This is a genomic window from Pantoea jilinensis (assembly GCF_019104105.1).
GTDB lineage: Bacteria > Pseudomonadota > Gammaproteobacteria > Enterobacterales > Enterobacteriaceae > Pantoea > Pantoea eucalypti.
In genome coordinates, this window is sequence record NZ_CP077746.1 from 2146973 (window position 1) to 2165321 (window position 18349).

14 protein-coding genes and 2 pseudogenes are annotated in these 18349 nt (G+C 58.2%); 6 read left to right on the plus strand and 10 right to left on the minus strand.

Annotation, left to right across the window (positions count from 1 at the left end):
* Positions 1–9: 9 nt before the first annotated feature.
* The 3 genes from KTJ90_RS10120 to KTJ90_RS10130 form a co-directional block, all read right to left on the minus strand.
* Entirely contained in the window at positions 10–570 is a 561-nt protein-coding gene (locus KTJ90_RS10120; RefSeq protein ID WP_110411445.1) for an isochorismatase family protein, read from the minus strand.
* Positions 571–585: 15 nt separating this feature from the next.
* Positions 586–1011 (minus strand): MarR family winged helix-turn-helix transcriptional regulator, encoded by a 426-nt coding sequence (locus tag KTJ90_RS10125; RefSeq protein ID WP_003853479.1) that lies wholly within the window; start codon positions 1009–1011, stop codon positions 586–588.
* A 66-nt stretch (positions 1012–1077) separates the two neighbouring features.
* Positions 1078–1635: a helix-turn-helix domain-containing protein gene (locus KTJ90_RS10130; RefSeq protein ID WP_039660285.1), complete on the minus strand. Its 558-nt coding sequence runs from the start codon at positions 1633–1635 to the stop codon at positions 1078–1080.
* A gap of 121 nt (positions 1636–1756) precedes the next feature.
* On the opposite strand from KTJ90_RS10130, the gene KTJ90_RS10135 reads away from it, so the two are divergent.
* The 4 genes from KTJ90_RS10135 to KTJ90_RS10150 all read left to right on the plus strand — a co-directional run bounded on the left by KTJ90_RS10135 (position 1757) and on the right by KTJ90_RS10150 (position 9815).
* On the plus strand, positions 1757–2929 hold the full coding sequence (locus KTJ90_RS10135; protein WP_039660287.1) for a benzoate/H(+) symporter BenE family transporter: 1173 nt from the start codon (positions 1757–1759) through the stop codon (positions 2927–2929).
* A gap of 171 nt (positions 2930–3100) precedes the next feature.
* Positions 3101–4486, plus strand: coding sequence for an SrfA family protein (locus KTJ90_RS10140; protein WP_499024431.1), 1386 nt, complete (start codon positions 3101–3103; stop codon positions 4484–4486).
* Between the two features lie 2 nt (positions 4487–4488).
* Entirely contained in the window at positions 4489–7452 is a 2964-nt protein-coding gene (locus KTJ90_RS10145; protein ID WP_039660289.1) for a virulence factor SrfB, read from the plus strand.
* Positions 7449–9815, plus strand: a complete 2367-nt coding sequence (locus KTJ90_RS10150; protein ID WP_192377571.1) for a virulence factor SrfC family protein — start codon at positions 7449–7451, stop codon at positions 9813–9815. The genes KTJ90_RS10145 and KTJ90_RS10150 overlap by 4 nt, the downstream gene beginning before the upstream one ends.
* On the opposite strand, the gene KTJ90_RS10155 is transcribed toward KTJ90_RS10150, so the two are convergent.
* The 3 genes from KTJ90_RS10155 to KTJ90_RS10165 form a co-directional block, all read right to left on the minus strand.
* Positions 9812–10075 (minus strand): barstar family protein, encoded by a 264-nt coding sequence (locus KTJ90_RS10155; protein ID WP_286863612.1) that lies wholly within the window; start codon positions 10073–10075, stop codon positions 9812–9814. The two genes, KTJ90_RS10150 and KTJ90_RS10155, sit on opposite strands and share 4 nt — an antisense overlap.
* Positions 10076–10077: 2 nt before the next feature.
* Positions 10078–10512: a ribonuclease domain-containing protein gene (locus KTJ90_RS10160; RefSeq protein ID WP_286863613.1), complete on the minus strand. Its 435-nt coding sequence runs from the start codon at positions 10510–10512 to the stop codon at positions 10078–10080.
* Positions 10513–10598: 86 nt separating this feature from the next.
* Positions 10599–10940, minus strand: a complete 342-nt coding sequence (locus KTJ90_RS10165) for a helix-turn-helix domain-containing protein (protein ID WP_003853463.1) — start codon at positions 10938–10940, stop codon at positions 10599–10601.
* Positions 10941–11242: 302 nt separating this feature from the next.
* Here KTJ90_RS10165 and KTJ90_RS10170 point away from each other — a divergent pair, with 302 nt between their 5' ends.
* On the plus strand, positions 11243–12397 hold the full coding sequence (locus KTJ90_RS10170; RefSeq protein WP_003853461.1) for an efflux RND transporter periplasmic adaptor subunit: 1155 nt from the start codon (positions 11243–11245) through the stop codon (positions 12395–12397).
* 12 nt (positions 12398–12409) lie between these two features.
* On the plus strand, positions 12410–15562 hold the full coding sequence (gene oqxB / locus KTJ90_RS10175; protein ID WP_003853459.1) for a multidrug efflux RND transporter permease subunit OqxB: 3153 nt from the start codon (positions 12410–12412) through the stop codon (positions 15560–15562).
* A gap of 141 nt (positions 15563–15703) precedes the next feature.
* Here oqxB and KTJ90_RS10180 read toward each other — a convergent pair.
* The 4 genes and pseudogenes from KTJ90_RS10180 to KTJ90_RS10195 all read right to left on the minus strand — a co-directional run bounded on the left by KTJ90_RS10180 (position 15704) and on the right by KTJ90_RS10195 (position 18326).
* Positions 15704–16002, minus strand: a pseudogene (locus tag KTJ90_RS10180) (type II toxin-antitoxin system HicB family antitoxin).
* Positions 15995–16254, minus strand: a pseudogene (locus KTJ90_RS10185) (type II toxin-antitoxin system HicA family toxin). The pseudogenes KTJ90_RS10180 and KTJ90_RS10185 overlap by 8 nt, the downstream one beginning before the upstream one ends.
* Positions 16255–16424: 170 nt before the next feature.
* Entirely contained in the window at positions 16425–16919 is a 495-nt protein-coding gene (locus KTJ90_RS10190; protein ID WP_003853455.1) for an RrF2 family transcriptional regulator, read from the minus strand.
* 204 nt (positions 16920–17123) lie between these two features.
* On the minus strand, positions 17124–18326 hold the full coding sequence (locus KTJ90_RS10195; protein WP_499024437.1) for an MFS transporter: 1203 nt from the start codon (positions 18324–18326) through the stop codon (positions 17124–17126).
* Between the last annotated feature and the right edge of the window lie 23 nt (positions 18327–18349).

Below are 18349 nucleotides of genomic sequence, written 5' to 3' on the forward strand. Positions count from 1 at the left end.
ACTCGCTAATCAGCCGCGTGTTTTCAACTGCGCCTTAATATCCTCACAGCTGCCGGTTTCACCCAGACGCGGGAAGATCAATTTTACGCTGTTGTTGTGGGTATCCATGTTCAGATCGGTCATCGCATCCGTGGCTAACGTGACGTTGTAACCCAGCTCATACGCCTGACGCGCGGTCGATTCCACGCCGATGCTGGTCGCAATACCGCAAATCACCACCTGAGTGATGCCGCGCTGTTGCAGCTCATCGTGCAGTGACGTGGCATGAAAAGCGCCCCAGGTTTTTTTGGTGACGGTGAGGTCATTCTGCTGCGGGGTCATCGCCGGAACCAGCGTCGCCCAGTCGGCAGGGAATTCGCCGCTGTGACGCCCCTGCTCGTTGCGGCCTGGCGCTCCACCGGCCACGTTAACCAGCACGACCGGCAGATCGTGTGCGCGAAACGCTTCGGCCAGATCGGCACAACGTTCGATCACTGGCTGCGGTTCGTGAACCAGCGGCAGCGCCACAATGCCATGTTGCAGGTCGATAACAATCAGCGCAGTTTTTGCATCAAGTGTGGTGACAGCCATGTTGAATCCTCGGGGTTAATCGTCAGTAAGTCGTTGCAATAGAGGGAGAATGTCGGTCAGCTGCTGCTGTTCTGCCGGGCTAAGCCGCGCATCCAGCGTCCGGACCAGCCAGTCATCGCGCATCGCGCGACTTGAGCTAATCACCGCGAGGCTTGATTCGGTGGGCCGATAGCGGGTTTTACGACCATCGTGGGGATCCGGCTCGCCGGTCACCAGTTCTGCCGCCACCAGCCCAGCGACAGTTGTGCCCATTGACTGAGTACGTACGCCCTCGGCAGCCGCCAGTTGCGTTACCGTCATTGCCCCGTCGCGCACCAGATGGCCCAACACCGCCACCTGCGACCAGGTGAGTTCGCCAGGCGGTGCCGACTCGCGTAACCGGCGGCCCAGTTTGCCCACCAGCATCCGCAGCATGGCAGCAGATTCAGTCAGATCGCTCATTACTCGTCTCCATCGATAAGCGAAAGTATAAAGATAGGAAGGTAAACTGTGTAGTTTGCTGCGGTATCAATTTGTAACGTCCGGGCGTTGCAGGTAGTGAATCAGGCTGTGGAAGCGCAGCGGTGTGCTGAGCGGGTTCCGGTAGCTGTGCGGCACGTCGGCCCTGAACTGAAAGGCTTCACCGGTAAGCAGACGCCGCCAGACATCCCCGACACCCAGCAGCAGTTCACCTTCAATCACCACTACCTGCTCCACGCAGCCTGCTTCATGGGGCGAAGAATGACTCTGCGCGCCCGCTGCCAGCTCCACTGCCAGCAGATCAAATCGGAGGTGTGGATCGTAAGGCAGCAGCGAGCGCACGGACATTTCGGCATTAGTCTGACTGAATCCTGTCGCTGTGCCGGGAGGTAGTGCGCTGCCGTCGATAAAAAAGGAAAAAGGCACGTTAAAACCGGTGGCGATCTTCCATAGTGTCGCCACAGTGGGACTCGATTCACCTCGCTCAATCTGCCCCAGCATCGCTTTACTGACGCCGGTTCGCTCCGCCGTGAGTGTCAGGCTCCAGCCATTGGCCTGGCGCAACTGTCTGAGCGCGCCGCTCAGGTGTTGCTGAAAATCTGCCATTTTCTCTCCTGAATTCCGGTCACGGGTCTATGACACCAGGGTAATAGTGTAACACTTGTGCGTTATAGCGCATCATGCGACTATGTGCGCTATAACGCACAACCTTACTGAGAGTCTGATCATGACGAGAGCGGAATCGTCCCGTTTTACCCTGCCGATGCTGGTCTCGGGTTTTGTTGCTGTGCTGGTGGGCTACAGCAGCAGCGGCGCAATCATCTATCAGATGTTTCAGGCGGCAGGTGCCTCGCCCGCACAGATTGGGGGCTGGCTGTCAGTGCTGGGCCTCGCGCAGGGAATTGTCTCAATAGGGCTGTCATTGCGTTATCGCATGCCGGTGCTGGCCGCCTGGTCCACGCCGGGCGCCGCACTGCTGGCGACCAGTTTCCACGGCATTTCGCTGAATGAGGCGGTTGGCGTCTTTGTTTTCGCCAACCTGCTGATTGTCGTGTCGGGTGTGACGGGTCTGTTTGCCCGGCTGATGAACCACATTCCCGCTTCACTGGCAGCGGCGATGCTGGCGGGTATTCTGCTGCGCTTCGGACTTCAGACCTTTGCCGATTTACAGAGCAATTTTGTGCTGTGCGGCAGCATGTGCCTGGCCTGGCTGCTGGCGCGTCGCTGGCTTACCCGCTATGCCATTCTGGTGACGCTGCTGGTGGGCGTTGTGATTGCGCTGGCGCAGCACGCTATCCACTTTCCGCAGCAGTCGATTATGCTGGCTCTGCCGGAGCCGGTGATGCCGCACTTTACCCTGGCCACGCTGCTGGGGATGGGCGTGCCCTACTTCCTGGTGACGATGGCCTCGCAGAATGCCCCCGGCATCGCCACATTACAGGCGCACGGCTACCGACCGCCGGTCTCGTCACTGATGAGCTGGACCGGATTGGCTGGCCTGCTGCTGTCGCCGTTTGGAGGCTTTTCGGTCTGCGTGGCGGCGATTACGGCGGCGATCTGCATGAGCGATGAGGTCGACGAAAATCCTCAGCAGCGCTGGCGGGCGGCGGTGCTGGCCGGCATATTTTATTTGCTGGCGGGCGTGTCCGGTGCGCTCATTGCCGTGCTGTTCAGTGCGCTGCCTGCGGTGCTGATCGAGGCGCTGGCGGGTCTGGCACTCCTGGCAACGCTGGGCGGCAGCCTGCATCGCGCACTCGATGTGCCTGCCGAACGAGACAGCGCGTTAGTGACTTTTTTGATCACGGCGTCGGGTGTTTCGCTGCTGGGTATTGGTCCGGCATTTTGGGGACTGGCAGGCGGCATCATCGCTCACCTGGTGCTGGTGCGCAGAACCGTCTGATGACGTGATACCCGCTGAAATATCGGTTATTTTTCCACCCGCCGATGAAAAAAACACTGGATTTACCTCCTTTTCTGCCGTTTGATTTGTCATTGCCCCGCGTAAAATCAACCTAATCGTCGATAACACGCGATTTTCTGCCTCAGACAACGACCGATAAGGGCCCAACAGGTGGCAAAAACTATTCTGCGCAGCGGTAATCTGGATGCGGTTCTGGCGTTAGGTGAAAATGGCCAGCCGGTCTTCGCCTCCGCACTGCAAATTCGTGAAACCCTGCGTCTGCGCCGTCAGGGCGCACTGGCAGATTGCCTGGCGATACCCCAGGCTAATGATCGGGGCGATCGCCTCGACTGGTATTCACCTATTAACGGCCGGGTGAAATCCTGGCTGGGCGCCAGCGATCATGAACGTCGCGCCGCACTGCAGCAGCTTACCGCCTGTCAGCAGGATATGCAGGCACTCAGTACGCGCGCGCGCGCGGCAGAGAACCCGTCGATGCGCCTGTTTGGTGCCCTGCTGAGCAAAACCCTGCAATTCCCCGACCAGCAGTATGTCTATCTGGTTGATGGTAAACCGGTTATCACCTTCTGGGGCTTTGTCGATGCCCAGGCACGCAGTCGTGATGATGCACTGGCCTGCCTGCGTGAGACGCTGGATGAAAACCTGCCGGCTACACTGGTTGAACCGCTGCCTGAGCTGCCTGCCACGCCCGTGGTCGCTGAGCCGATCATTATCGCTGAGCCCGAACCTGAACCCGAAGCGGCGGCTGAACCGCTGCCGGTTGTGGTGCCTGCAGAACCTCAGCCAGCCGCGCCTGTAGCGGCTCGCCGCCCTTTCCGCATCTGGTATCTGTTACCGCCCGTGGCGATTGCCGCTGCCGTGACGGTGGCCGTGCTGCTGCATAAGCCTGAGCCTGTGGTTACACCGGTTGCGACAACGAAGCCCGCCACAGCGACGATTACAACGCCAGCGCCGGTATCTACTCCAACACCGGTTGCGAGTCAGGCACCAGTTGCGGCAACACCGTCAGCTGCGACGCCTCCTGCGGAGACAGTAACGGCCGAGAAACCACCCGAGTCGCTGCCTCAGGTCCCGGCAAACGCGGGCACCACCGACGCCGCGCCTGCTGCCTCATCTGCTACCCTTGCCAGTATGGTAACGCCGCCGGTGCCAGCTAAAGCTGATGATCTGATTGTAACGCCGGACGCCGTGCGTGAAGGCCAGGTACAGGTGATTGATGGCCGCTGGCGGGTCACTATCGACCAGATGCAAACGCCAACCGGTAAGCCGCCTGTGATGCGCTTCCAGTTTAAAAATGGCAAAGGCAGCGTGCAGGTCGCTCAGGGTAATACCACCTGTAAAGCCGATGTCAGCGCCGCCATGACCAGCGCGGGTAACCTGGTTATTGAGAGCCGCTATACGGCGAAGTGCCAGAACAATTCGCGCTACCGTATGCCGCTGCTGGTCTGCCATGCGAGTATAGGCGCCGCTGTGTGTGAAGCGCAGTATGCTGTAGACCGGGTTTTCCCGATGACGATTAAGCGTGAGAGTAAATAACGATGCTGGCTCCCCTGATCGATGACAAACAAAAAATTACGCTGATTGAAAACAGCGGTGTGCAGTTTCTGGATTTTGGCCTGCAACTCTCCGATACCCCGGCGCGCCGCCAGTTTGTGCGCCAGACCGCCAATGGCCCGCTGCTGCGCCTGAAGGTCGATGGCAACAGCGGTAAGTTTCTGCTCTATCCGGAAGATGGGGGTGCCGCTGAAGTGGTGCGCCCGGAGTCCGATATCGCCCTGGCAGACTCCCTGACCCTGCTGTCAGCCTGCTGGCTGCCCTTGCCGATGCTGCGCTGTGCCAGCGGACGTCGCTTTATTGGTGGCCCTGAAAACTGGGCGCGGATGCGCCTGGTTGCCCTGCCCACTCCTGATGCGGCGGGCAATACCCATCGCGTCAGCCTGGCTTTCGACACCCGCTGCGTGGCGGAACAGGACGGTGGCGAGCAGCTCGGCCTGAGCCCTGCTGATGCACAAAATGGCGTGACCTTTGCGCTCGCCTGGCACAACTACGAGCTGGGCGAATTTCTTGATCTGACCTGGGTTGACGGCTGGCTGCGCGAATCCTTTACCGACCGCGTGTCCGATCGCCGCGAACAGGCGATTAATCAGGCACTGCGCGAGTTTGAGTATCAGGCGCACTACCTCAATCTGCTGGAGCTGCTGGGCGAACAGCTCGACCTCAGCGAAATTCACATTCAGGCCGCTACATTGCAGACCCCCGCGGTCAATGTCGATATCATTCTGGATGTCGGCAACTCCCATACCTGCGGCGTTCTGGTGGAAGATCACCCGGAAGAGAGCAACGGCCTGAAGCAGACCTATGAGCTGCAGCTGCGCGATCTCTCCGAGCCGCATCAGGTTTATAACGAGCTGTTTGACAGCCGTCTGGAGTTTGCCGAAACCCGTTTTGGTAAAGCGAATTTCTCGCTGGAAAGCGGTCGTGAACAGGCCTTTATGTGGCCGTCTCTGACGCGCGTTGGACGTGAAGCAAGCCGTCTGGCCCTGCAGCGTGTGGGACTGGAAGGCAGCACCGGCCTCTCCAGCCCGCGCCGCTATCTGTGGGATGAAGCGCGCTATCAGCCAGGCTGGCGCTTTAACACCCCTGGCGATCAGGCTGAACCGCTGGCCTACGCCGCACCCTTTACCACATTGCTGAACGACGAAGGCCAGCCGCTCTCTACGCTGGCACCGGACGATCGTCTGCCGGTCTTTTCGCCGCACTACAGCCGCAGTTCGCTAATGACCTTTATGCTGTGTGAGCTGCTGGCTCAGGCGCTGATGCAGATGAACAGCGCGGCACAGCGTCAGCGCATGCCACAGAGCCACGCGCCGCGTCAGCTGCGCCATGTGATCCTGACGCTGCCATCGGCGATGCCAAAGCCGGAGCGTGAAATTTTCCGCCGCCGGATGCAGGAAGCGCTGGCGCTGGTCTGGAAAGCGGAAGGCTGGCTGGCGGACGAAGATGAATTTACCCCCTCGCTGTCGCGTCAGACCCCGAAACCGCTGCCGGATGTGCAGATGGAGTGGGATGAAGCGACCTGTGGTCAGATGGTCTGGCTGTTCAATGAAACCCAGGTCAACTTTGCCGGTCGTGCCGAAGACTTCTTCAGCAGCATGGCGCGTCCGGACCGTCCGCGTGAGGCCGACGAACTGCCAGGAAAAAGCCTGCGTATCGCCTCGATTGATATCGGCGGCGGCACCACTGACCTCGCCATCACCCAGTATCGTCTGGACGATGGTCAGGGCAACAATGTCAAAATCACCCCGCGCCTGCTGTTCCGCGAAGGCTTTAAAGTGGCAGGCGACGATATCCTGCTGGATGTGATTCAGCTGTGGATTTTACCGGCGCTGCAGCAGCATCTTCAGAAAGCAGGTCTGACGCTGGCAGAACCGCTGATGAACAAGCTGTTTGGTCACGACAGCCGCATGGACGGTCAGGCGACACTGCGTCAGCAGGTCACCTTACAGCTGTTTATTCCGCTGGCGCAGGCAGTGCTGGAGCGTTACGAAAACTGGGATCCGCTGGAAAGTCACGCCGAGATCAACGCGCTGTTTGGCGAGCTGGTCGATCAGCCTCCGGGCGACGCGGTGCTGGCGTTTGTTAACGGTGAAATTCAGCGCGAACTGGGTGGCAATAGCCGTTTTGACCTGCTGCAGGTGCCGCTGGTGGTCAGTCTGGCCCAGTTGCATGGCGAATTTATGCAGCACCGGATGGCAATTATTCCGGCGCTGCGCTCAATGTGTGAAGTGGTGTCGCTCTATCAGTGCGACGTGCTGCTGCTGACCGGTCGCCCGTCGCGCTTCCCGGGTATTCAGGCGCTGGTCCGTCATCTGCAGCCGCTGCCGGGCAGCCGTATTCTGTCGCTGGAAGGCTATCACACCAGCGACTGGTATCCGTTTAACAAACATGGGCGCATCGACAACCCGAAATCCACAGCGGCAGTCGGCGCGATGCTCTGTCTGCTGGCGCTGGATCTCCGCCTCAGCAGCTTCTGGTTCCGCGCGGGCGATTTTGAACCCTATTCGACCATTCGCTATCTTGGCATGCTTGACGAAAACCAGGCGCTAACGGATGAGAACCTGTGCTACAGCGAAATTGACCTCGACAATCCTGGCTATGCGCTGGATAAAAAAAGCAGTTTCCGTATTCGTGGTAACGTCTGTCTCGGCTTCCGTCAGCTTGATAACGAGCGCTGGCCCGCCTCGCCGCTCTATAGCCTGACGCTGAACGACACCACGCTGGCGCGTAAGGTGGCCGGTGAGAGCGTGCTGCGCATCAAACTGGCCGTAAAAGCCGGCCCCGATGCCTCCGGCCCGGAAACCCTGGTGCTGAGCGATGCGCGCCTGGATGATGGCACCCGCGTGCCGCTGGAGCAGTTAAGTCTGAAGTTGAATACCCTGTCGGCGACCGGCAATGCCAATGCGCAATACTGGATTGACAGCGGGAGCGTGTGTAAACGATGAAAGCTTTGAAACCTCGTCAGCCGCAAACGCTGGCAAAACGCCTTAGCCTGCTGCAGGACGCCCTGAATAACAGCCTGACGTGGATTGAAACTACCCGCGAGCAGTCGCCACGACTGGCGCTGGAAGCCGAAACCCTGACGCTGCAGCTGCGTCAGGCGCGCGTACAGGCGCAGGCACTGGCGCAGCAGGTCGCACGTCCGGTGACGCTGGCACTGTTTGGACAGTCACAGGCGGGCAAAGCCTGGCTGCTGAACGAAATGGTGGCTGATGCGCAGGGCCAGCTCGTGACCCGCATGGGCGATAAACAGCTGAGCTGGTTTCAGCACATCAATCCCGGCAATCTCGACTTTGCTACCGCGACCCGTTTCAGCCATCAGCGCGAGCCGCTCTCAAATGAGTGGCCGGTTGAACTGACGCTGCTGAGCGAAGCGGAGATTGTGCGGCTGATGGTCGCGTGTGCCGGAGAGACGTCGCCTGACACCGCGCAGATTGACAGCGCACTGCAGCGCCTGCAGCGTCATCGCCTCGCTACGCCGCTGGCCGGTCTTGACGGTGATGCACTGGTCACGCTCTGGTCCTGGTGCCGTCGTCGTTCACACCACGATGTGCGGCTGGACCGTCATTTCTGGCCGCAGGCGGTTGAGCTGGCGCCGTGGCTCAGCGTTGACGACCGGGTGCAGCTCTTTTCTCTGCTGTGGCCAGCTCAGCCGGAACTGAACGAGATGCTGCGCAGCCTGCTGCATCTTCGTCATCAGCTGCGTAACAGCACCCGCGTAATCGCGCCACTGAGCCTGCTGACCGACACCTCGCTGCTGCCGGCTGAGCAGCTGATTGTGCCAGCCAGCGAGCAGGATCAGCAGCAGCTGGTCGAAGTCTGCCCGCTGAACGGTAACCGCATCGGCAAGGCGCAGAACGTTCCGCTGGGATTACTGGCGCTGCTGACGCTGGAAGTGCTGGCGCCACTTAGTTCGACGCCGCGTACCGCCCTCTATGATGATGCCGACATGCTGGAGCTGCCCGCGCCGGGTCAGTCCGGTGATGCGGCCACCCAGGAAGATCGTCAGCGTCTGCAACAGCAGGATCCCCTGCGTGCGCAGCTGCTGGCGCAGAAACGCGCCCTGCTGCCTGGTCTTTATGCCGCGCGTCAGGCGATTGACCTGCTGCTGGTTTGTACCGCAGCCAGTCACCGTCAGGATGTGGATCTCGCCAGCGAAACGCTGCGCGAATGGCAGCGTCAGCAGCCCGCTCAGGAATCGGCAGAGAAACCGCGCCTGATCTGGGCGATTACCCCGTTCGATGCCCGTCATCAGCTGGTCAATGTGGATGAAGCGGTGCAGCGTCAGATGGGACAACCGGGTCAGCACTGGGGATCGATGCTGGCACTGGATCGTGCGGGAGTCGACCGCATGGCAAGCTGGTTACAGGATGAGATGCAGCCGGAAGCCCGCCGCGACCTGCTGCTGGCTCAGCTGGCGCAGATTCAGCACACCGTGGTAGAGCGGCGTTTACTGCCCTGGACCGAAGCGGGTGCCAGTCCGGAACAGGCGGCACGCAAACAGAACATCGCCGACACGCTGCTGAAGTGTTTGCAGCATCGTACTGGCCTGCATGGCGAACTGCTGGAACGCCTGCAGCCGCCGCGTGAGGCGCTGCGCCAGCTCTGGCTTAATCAGTCAGCATTACAGGGCAGCAAACCCGCGAACAGCCAGGCACCGGAAAATCAGTTCGGCATCGGGTTCGAATTTGACCTGTTCAGTGAAAGCCCGGCCCAAGCACCGGTTCAGCCGCGTCAGAGCCTGCAAAGCGCTCAGCAGTTCCCGCGTCAGGTGCTGCTGCTGTGGCTGGATCATCTGCGTCAGCTGCCGGAAAACCGCAGCCTGCTGGCGTTGCTCAACGTGGACAAGGCGACGATGGAGTGGCTGGTTGAAGAGTTAATTACGGCCGGTTTCCGTACCGATATCGCGCAGAAACTGCAGCAGGCGCTGCATGAACCCGATTCGCAGAGCGTCAGCCATGAATCACGCGCCGATCGTCAGGTGACGCGGGCGATGACGGTGCTGGGGGATTTTGTTGCCTGGCTCGGCTTTTTACAGCGCCCTGAAAGCGAACGCCCCGACAGCCGCGTTAACCGGGGTCAGGTGATATTCTCACGTCCTCCGGCGCCCAGCGTCAGCTTCAGTGCCGGTCAGCGTCTGACCAAACTCTCGGCTGCCCCGGCTAACCATACTGCCTATTATATCTACGACTGGCTGGTGGGGCTGAATCAGGTCATCATTGAGAACAATGGTTATACCGGCGGCGGCGATCTGCCACTGGCAGCCCGTGAAGCGCTGGTTGCCCTGCTCAGGCCACTGCGCGCTTAATCAATGATCAGGCGCAGTTCGCCCTCCAGCGACTGCGCCGCCTCTTCCAGCAGCGCCAGCACTGGCGCTAAATCGGCATGATGCGCAGCATAGTGCTGCAGCCAGACCGTAGCAGGCAGCGCCATCCCACCCGTCAGCCAGTCCCATAACGCATCCAGATTATGTCCGAACGTCTGCGGACAGCCGCTCTGATCAGCAAGCGCCTGATAAAAGGCCGCGCGCGTGGTGAGCTGACGCAGGTCAAAGGTCAGATTAAGCATGATCAGGGTACCTGTCTGAAGCTGCGGTAGTGATCGGTGGAGAGAAACACCAGCCCGTCAGAGGAGTAGACCAGACGATCGGCGTCGCGATGACCACAGCGATAATTCACATCCGCTTCATACCACTGACGACCTGCACGCGATGGCAGACGTTTTTCACGGTTGGTAAATCGATCGCCGCCGATAGCTTTTCCTGGCAGAACTTCGCACAGATTGCCTTTGGCTGGATTCCAGCCACGCTTACGCGCATCGCTTTTAGTGAGGTAGTAGTCCGGCAATTGCTGATGCTGCAGCACCCAGCGGGCCACGGTATGGGCATCGGTCAGGGTGGCGATATCCGTCTGGGCAGGTGTAGAACCCGTGTTCAGATAAGGTTTCAGGCCGTAGAAACAGGCCGCGAGGACAAGGAAAAGTCCAATCCAGAGTTTTTTTGACATGATGGCATCCGAGACAACAGGACGCAGATGATACCAGTTTTATGCACAGAGAAAAGCGCGGGCCAGACAAGCTGGCCCTGGCGAGGTTAAGCTGCGTGCGATTCCCCGCTGTGACGACGCCATGCACCCGGCGCGACACCATACTGACGTTTGAAACTGCGGTTAAAGGATTGCTGCGAGTCGAAACCTAACGAGATCGCCACATTGAGAATCGGCTCATCGGTGGTGGTCAGGCGATCGGCTGATTTTTTCAGCTTCTTAACGCGGATATATTCACCCAATGGATAACCGGTGTGCTCTTTGAACATACGCTGCAGGTGCCATTTGGAGTAACCCGCACGCTCTGAAACGGTATCCAGATCCAGACGTGCTTCGATGTTGTTATCAATCCAGTCGATTAAATCGTGAATAAAGGCATCACTCATCATTCCAGTCTCTCCTGTCGCCGTGGCGAAAAGTATTAGTATCAGTTGCAGTTACACTTAAGGGTGGCTGACTATGCCATTTAATGCAAGTTTTATTAGTACATTAAATGCCGCACTCTTTGTAGGGTTTATGCTGATCTGTTCAGGTCTTCATCGCCCTGCCCTAAACCGCACATAAAGTGTATCTGTTATTCTTGCAGTTGCCAGCCCCGCAAGCCTACACTCACCGCGATTAATTGCAATCTTAAAAGTTGCAAATATTGGCCTGCAGGCCGCCTGTTTATATCTATCGCGGAATAACAACAATGATTACGAACCGGGTTCGTCAGGGTTTAACCCTCTTAGGGATGGTACTGCTCATCACTCAACTGAGCGGCTGCGACAAGGGTGTGGCGCAAAACGCCCCGCCGCCACCGCCTGAAGTGAGCGCCGCACCCGTGCTGATCAAGCCAGTCAGTCAGTGGGACAACTTCAATGGACGGGTGGAAGCAGTGCAAAGCGTGCAGTTGCGTCCGCGCGTCTCGGGCTACATCGACTCGGTTAACTATCGGGAAGGCGATGAAGTCAAAAAAGGTCAGGTGTTGTTTACCATTGATGACCGGAGTTACCGCGCGGCGCTGGAGCAGGCCAAAGCGGAACTGGCTCGTGCACGCAGCCAGGCGAGTCTGGCCCGCAGTGAGTCCGGCCGCAGCGAGAAGCTGATCGGCACACAGGCGATTTCCCGCGAGGCGTGGGAACAGCGTCGTTCTGCTGCCAGTCAGGCGCAGGCCGATGTGCTGGCCGCAGAAGCCGCGGTCGATATGGCGCAGCTTAACCTGGACTTTACCCGCGTCACCGCACCGATTGATGGTCGCGCCAGCCGCGCGCAGATCACCGCTGGTAACCTGGTCACCGCTGGCGACAGCGCCAGCGTGCTGACCACGCTGGTGTCGCAGCAGCAGATGTATGTCTACTTCGATGTCGATGAGAACACGTTCCTCAACTATCAGGCGATGGCGCGTCAGGGCCAGCAGCGTCATGCGCTGCCGGTCGAGATTGCGCTGGTTGGCGAACAGGGTTTTCCGCATCAGGGCAAAATCGATTTCACGGATAACCAGCTGACCGCCAGCACGGGCACTATTCGGATGCGCGCCCTGCTCGACAATCAACAGCGTCAGTTTACGCCGGGTCTGTTTGCCCGCGTGCGTCTGCCAGGCAGCGCGCAGTTCGAGGCGGTGCTGATCGATGATAAAGCGGTGTTAACCGACCAGGATCGGAAATATGTCTACGTGGTGGATGGAGAAGGCAAAGCGCAGCGGCGCGATATCCAGCCCGGCGCGATGATAGATGGCCTGCGTATTGTTAAGTCGGGTCTGCACGCCGGTGACAAGGTAATCATCGCCGGTCTGCAAAAAGTGTTTATGCCCGGCATGCCGGTCACTGCTCAGCAGGTCGCCATGCGTGCGGCAGCCGCTCAATAATTCGAGGCCGCTATGGACTTTTCCCGCTTTTTTATCGACCGGCCAATTTTTGCTGCGGTGCTGTCGATCCTGATTTTTGTCACCGGCGTAATTTCCATCCCGTTACTGCCGATCAGTGAATATCCCGACGTCGTGCCACCCAGTGTGCAGGTGCGTGCTGAGTATCCTGGCGCTAACCCGAAGGTGATTGCAGACTCCGTGGCGACGCCACTGGAAGAGGCGATTAACGGCGTCGAGAACATGATGTACATGAAGTCTGTGGCCGGTTCGGACGGCGTGCTGGTGACTACCGTCACCTTCCGTCCAGGCACCGATCCCGATCAGGCACAGGTGCAGGTGCAGAACCGCGTGGCACAGGCGGAAGCCCGTCTGCCGGAAGATGTGCGTCGTCTGGGGGTAACAACCCAGAAGATGTCGCCGACCCTGACGCTGGTCGTTCACATGTTCTCACCCAACAATACCTATGATTCGCTCTACCTGCGTAACTACGCCACGCTGAAGGTGAAAGATGAGCTTGCGCGTCTGCCGGGCGTCGGTCAGATCCAGATTTTCGGCGCAGGCGAATATGCGATGCGCGTCTGGCTTGATCCCAATAAAGTCGCGGCGCGTGGTCTGACCGCCTCTGATGTGGTGACGGCGATGCAGGAGCAGAACGTGCAGGTCTCTGCCGGTCAGCTGGGTGCCGAGCCGCTGAAGAAGCAGAGCGACTTCCTGTTGTCGATCAACACGCAGGGACGACTGGAGAGCGAGCAGGAATTCGGCGACATCATCCTGAAAACCTCAGAAGATGGTTCGCTGGTGCGCCTGCGTGATGTGGCGCGGATTGAGATGGGTTCAGGCAGCTATGCCCTGCGTTCGCAGCTGAATAACAAAGACGCAGTGGGTATCGGTATCTTCCAGGCGCCTGGTGCTAACGCCATTGACCTCTCCAATGCGGTTCGCGCCAAAATGGATGAGCTGGCGACCCGCTTCCCCAACGATGTGAAATGGGCCGCGCCTTATGACCCGACGGTGTTTGTCCGGGACTCTATTAAAGCGGTGGTTCAGACTCTGCTTGAAGCGGTGATCCTGGTCGTGCTGGTAGTGATTCTGTTCCTGCAGACCTGGCGCGCCTCGATCATTCCGTTGCTGGCGGTGCCGGTTTCTATCGTCGGTACGTTTAGCGTGCTTTATCTGCTCGGCTTCTCGCTGAACACCCTGAGCCTGTTTGGGCTGGTGCTGGCGATTGGTATCGTGGTGGATGACGCCATTGTGGTGGTGGAGAACGTCGAACGTAATATTGAGATGGGACTTTCGCCACGTGCTGCGGCGCATCAGGCAATGCGAGAGGTCTCCGGGCCGATCATTGCGATTGCGCTGGTGCTGTGCGCAGTGTTTGTGCCGATGGCGTTTCTGTCGGGCGTTACCGGGCAGTTCTACAAGCAGTTTGCCACCACCATTGCGATCTCCACGGTGATCTCCGCCATTAACTCGCTGACGCTCTCGCCTGCGCTGGCAGCGATGCTGCTGAAAGGTCATGATGCGCCGAAAGATCGGTTAACGCGGATCATTGACGCGCTGTTTGGCTGGCTGTTCCGTCCGTTTAACCGCTTCTTCCAGCGCAGTGCGCATGGCTATGAATCACTGGTCGGTCGCACGCTGCGTCGCCGTGGTGCGGTGTTTGGTGTGTATGTGCTGCTGCTGGCCGGTGCCGGTTTTATGTTCCACACCGTGCCAGGTGGATTTATCCCAACACAGGATAAGCTCTACCTGATTGGTGGCGTGAAGATGCCGGAAGGCTCGTCACTGGCGCGCACCGATGAAGTGATTCGTAAGATGAGTGAAATCGGTATGCAGACCGAAGGCGTCGCCTATGCGGTGGCGTTCCCCGGCCTGAATGCGTTGCAGTTCACTAATACGCCAAACAGCGGAACGGTCTTCTTCGGCCTGAAACCGTTTAATGAGCGCAAACATACGGCAGCGGAGATCAACGCGGAGATCAATGCGAAGATCTCGCAAATCCAGCAGGGGTTTGGCTTCTCAATTATGCCACCGCCGATTCTGGGGCTGGGTCAGGGTTCCGGTTATTCGCTCTATGTGCAGGACCGTGCGGGTCTGGGCTATGGCGCATTGCAGACGGCAATCAATACGCTGTCGGGCAGCATCATGCAGACTCCAGGGATGCACTTCCCTATCTCCTCCTATCAGGCCAACGTTCCGCAGCTTGATGTGAAGGTTGATCGGGATAAAGCCAAGGCACAGGGCGTGTCGCTGACTGCCCTGTTCAGCACGTTGCAGACCTATCTTGGCTCGTCGTATGTGAATGACTTCAACCGCTTTGGCCGCACCTGGCGTGTAATGGCGCAGGCGGATGGCGATTTCCGCGACAGCGTGGAAGATATTGCTAACCTGCGCACCCGAAACGACCGCGGTGAGATGGTGCCGATTGGCAGCATGGTTAACATCACCACCACCTATGGCCCCGACCCGGTGATCCGCTATAACGGCTATCCGGCGGCGGATTTGATTGGTGATGCCGACCCGCGCGTGCTCTCTTCAGCGCAGGCAATGAGCCAGCTTGAGGCGATGTCCGGTCAGCTGTTGCCGAACGGCATGAACATCGAGTGGACTGACCTGAGTTATCAGCAGTCAACCCAGGGCAATACCGCGCTGATTGTCTTCCCGATGGCTGTCCTGCTGGCGTTCCTGGTGCTGGCGGCGCTTTATGAGAGCTGGACGCTGCCGCTGGCGGTGATCCTGATTGTCCCTATGACGATGCTCTCTGCGCTGTTTGGCGTCTGGCTGACCGGCGGTGACAACAACGTCTTCGTGCAGGTCGGACTGGTGGTGCTGATGGGGCTGGCCTGTAAGAACGCGATTCTTATCGTGGAGTTCGCACGGGAGCTGGAGATTCAGGGCAAAGGCATTGTGGAAGCGGCGCTGGAAGCGTGTCGCCTGCGTCTGCGTCCGATTGTGATGACCTCCATCGCCTTTATCGCTGGCACCATACCGCTGATTCTGGGTGAAGGCGCAGGTGCAGAAGTGCGCGGCGTAACTGGTATTACCGTCTTCTCCGGTATGCTCGGCGTGACGCTGTTCGGCCTGTTCCTGACGCCGGTGTTCTATGTCGCCCTGCGCAAACTGGTGACGCGCCGGTCTGGCAATGCAGAGTCAGTGACGGTGTAAACCACAGATGTTAACCGGGGCGATCAACTGATCGCCCTTTTTTTATTTGTGATTCATTGATTGCCTGTCAATCCGGCTTCGCGGTTAACGCTGACCTAATTTTTCATTCAGCGTTTCGATGATAAACGCATTGAGTGAAGTTTAATTTTCAGCTGCCGCCTGAGACAGGCGCTCTCCCAGTGATTCAGGGTATCGCAGCGTGAAGGTTTTTATTTTTTCCTGCTCAGCGTAAGGATTGATGCCGGAGGCTGCACAATCTTCCAGGTATTCGCGCAGCGAAATCTCGCCCTCTTTGTAGAGGCCCTTTACGCTGTCAGAGACAAAATCACAGTAACCTGACAGGCCAGTAAAGCGTCCACGGACATGTTGAGTTCGGGGACATAGGTGATCACCGCGGGTTGCCCGGCGACGGTGATTGATGAATTTGAACGATTATTCATAGGGATCAACTCCAATACTTTCCAGCCATTCGCGCAGATTAACAACAGCACCTCTGTCGGTGTCTGGCGAAGGATGCGGCCGGTGAAAACGCGCTATTTTTCCTCTGAGAAGAAAGCGGGCCCTTGAACCCCTGCCTTCTTTAATCTCACCACCCAGCGCCCTGATTATTGACTCAACTGCCAGCCATTTCAGTCCGCACGGAGGGGCATTTGAAAAATCTGCGCCAGTATTTCACGCTGTTTTTCCGTAATTCCCTGACAACGGCGTTCACCCTGACCTCCGTGACTTCATCCTGTGAAGTCATTCTATTGCTACGCGGTAAGAGTTCAAGATGGAATTTTCGGAAAGAAGGCCTGCATTGCAGGTTTGGCAAAGAAGTGGCTCAGAAATGGACGTTCAACAGGCATAAAAAAAGCCGCAATCAGCGGCTCTTTTTGCAGAGGTCATCAATCTCTTCGGGTTCAGGCTCTGGCACGGCAGTGCAGTTGCTGGTATCGCGTACCTTCAGCTCATTCAGCGCGTCTGCCACGGTGCGTTTTGCCAGCACATCCAGCGACGCCTGCTCGGCTTCATCAGCTATCGACTTAAAGTACCAGCAGAGGTTGGCACTGACCAGACAACGCGGTGCGACATCAGGACGCGCGGCCCAGATTTTTTTGTCTTCGATGACGGAGACATAGATATCCCGCAGGGTAATTTCCGCAGCAGGACGGCCCAGGTGAATGGAGCCTGTACGGCCCAGCGTCGAGACGATAATGCCGTCACGGGTCAGCGGAACCATTAATTTTCGTATGAAACTGGGATTCGCTTCAAGCCCGTAGGCCAGAATCGCGCTGGTAGAGCGTTTACCCATTTGCTCCGCCATCGCTACGCTCAGAACCATTTGCAAAGCTGTCGGGAAGCGATAATCAAGCATTTCTTTATCCTGAGTTGCGGTGGATCTTATTGTTTTATTGCCGCATAAGTGAACAATCAATGAGCAATAAATATAACAAACACTGTTGCTTTTTTGAAGCAAGCCAGCGGTGACAAGGCACGTATTCACCAAAGGCGGAGGCCCGATAGCACAAGGTGCTTAGCCTGCTAACGGCCCGCTTCTCTCAAAACTTAATGGCCCCTGCTATCGGGCGGTGGTGACCGATACCGCCGGTAATCGCTGCTTCAGCGCCATAACCAGTACCACGTTAAAGATTGCTAAGGTGCAAAGCAACCACAGCGTCGTCGGCGCGCCCATTCTTTCAAACACATATCCACCAATCAGCGGTGTCAGCGCCTGTCCCATTAATGCCGGGCGGGCCATTTTGCCCACCACGATTGCGTAAGACTCTGGTTTGACCATCACCAGCGGCAAAGTTCCGCGCACGATGGCACGTAAGCCATTTCCTGCGCCATACAACACCATGCTCAGTATCGCCATCTGTGGAAAGATCGCCAGCAACAGCAAGCCTGCGGCGACCAGTCCGACGGAGAAAAAGGTGGTTCGAATGGGATGACTGCGCTTAAAGGCGATGTCGACGAGTCGGGATCCCACCTGACACGGACCCATCACAGCACTGATCGCCAGCGCCGAGGTCAGCGTATGGCCCGTCGCCTGCAACAAAGCGATGAGCTGGACCGAAATCGCTGTCATGATCACGGACGCCAGCGTAAAAATGGCGCACAGTAGCCAGAACAGCGCAGGTTCGATCTCCGCTGAGGCAGGCTCCCTGCTCCGTCTTTTCACAGGCTGCTTCGCGTGGTTTGCCGGTATGGCAAACAGATAAGCAGGCAAAACGCAGACCACCATCATGGCTGCAATAATCAACGTGGCATCCCGCCAGCCAAAGCCGTGAATTAACAACGCCGTGCCTGGCCAGACCAGCGTGGTGCAGAAGCCCGAAATCAGTGTAATGCTGGTAATCGCGGAACGCGCCTTACCGCCATAGCAGGTGCCGAGGGTGGCAAACAGCGCATCATAGAGGCCCATCGCCATTCCGATGCCAATAATTACCCATGCGAACAGAAACAGCGGCAGCGTGACGCTGTAAGCCATTATCACCAGCCCCACCGCCATCACGACGCCACTCAGTGCCAGCAGCAGGCGGCCACCGGTTCGGGCGATAATTCTGCCCGCCAGCGGTGACAGCAGGCCCGACACCAGAATGCCGGTTGATAGCGCGCCGTAAATCCACTGCTGTGACCAGCCGGTCTCTGCGGCAATCGGATTCGCCATTACCGCCATCAGGTAGAACGACCCGCCCCAGGAAAGTATCTGTACCCAGCCAAGGGTAAAAATGGCGGCGATGCCGGGTTTGATGTTCTGATTCACAAGGGGTCTCTCCATTAGCAGGCGAACCGTTTTATAAC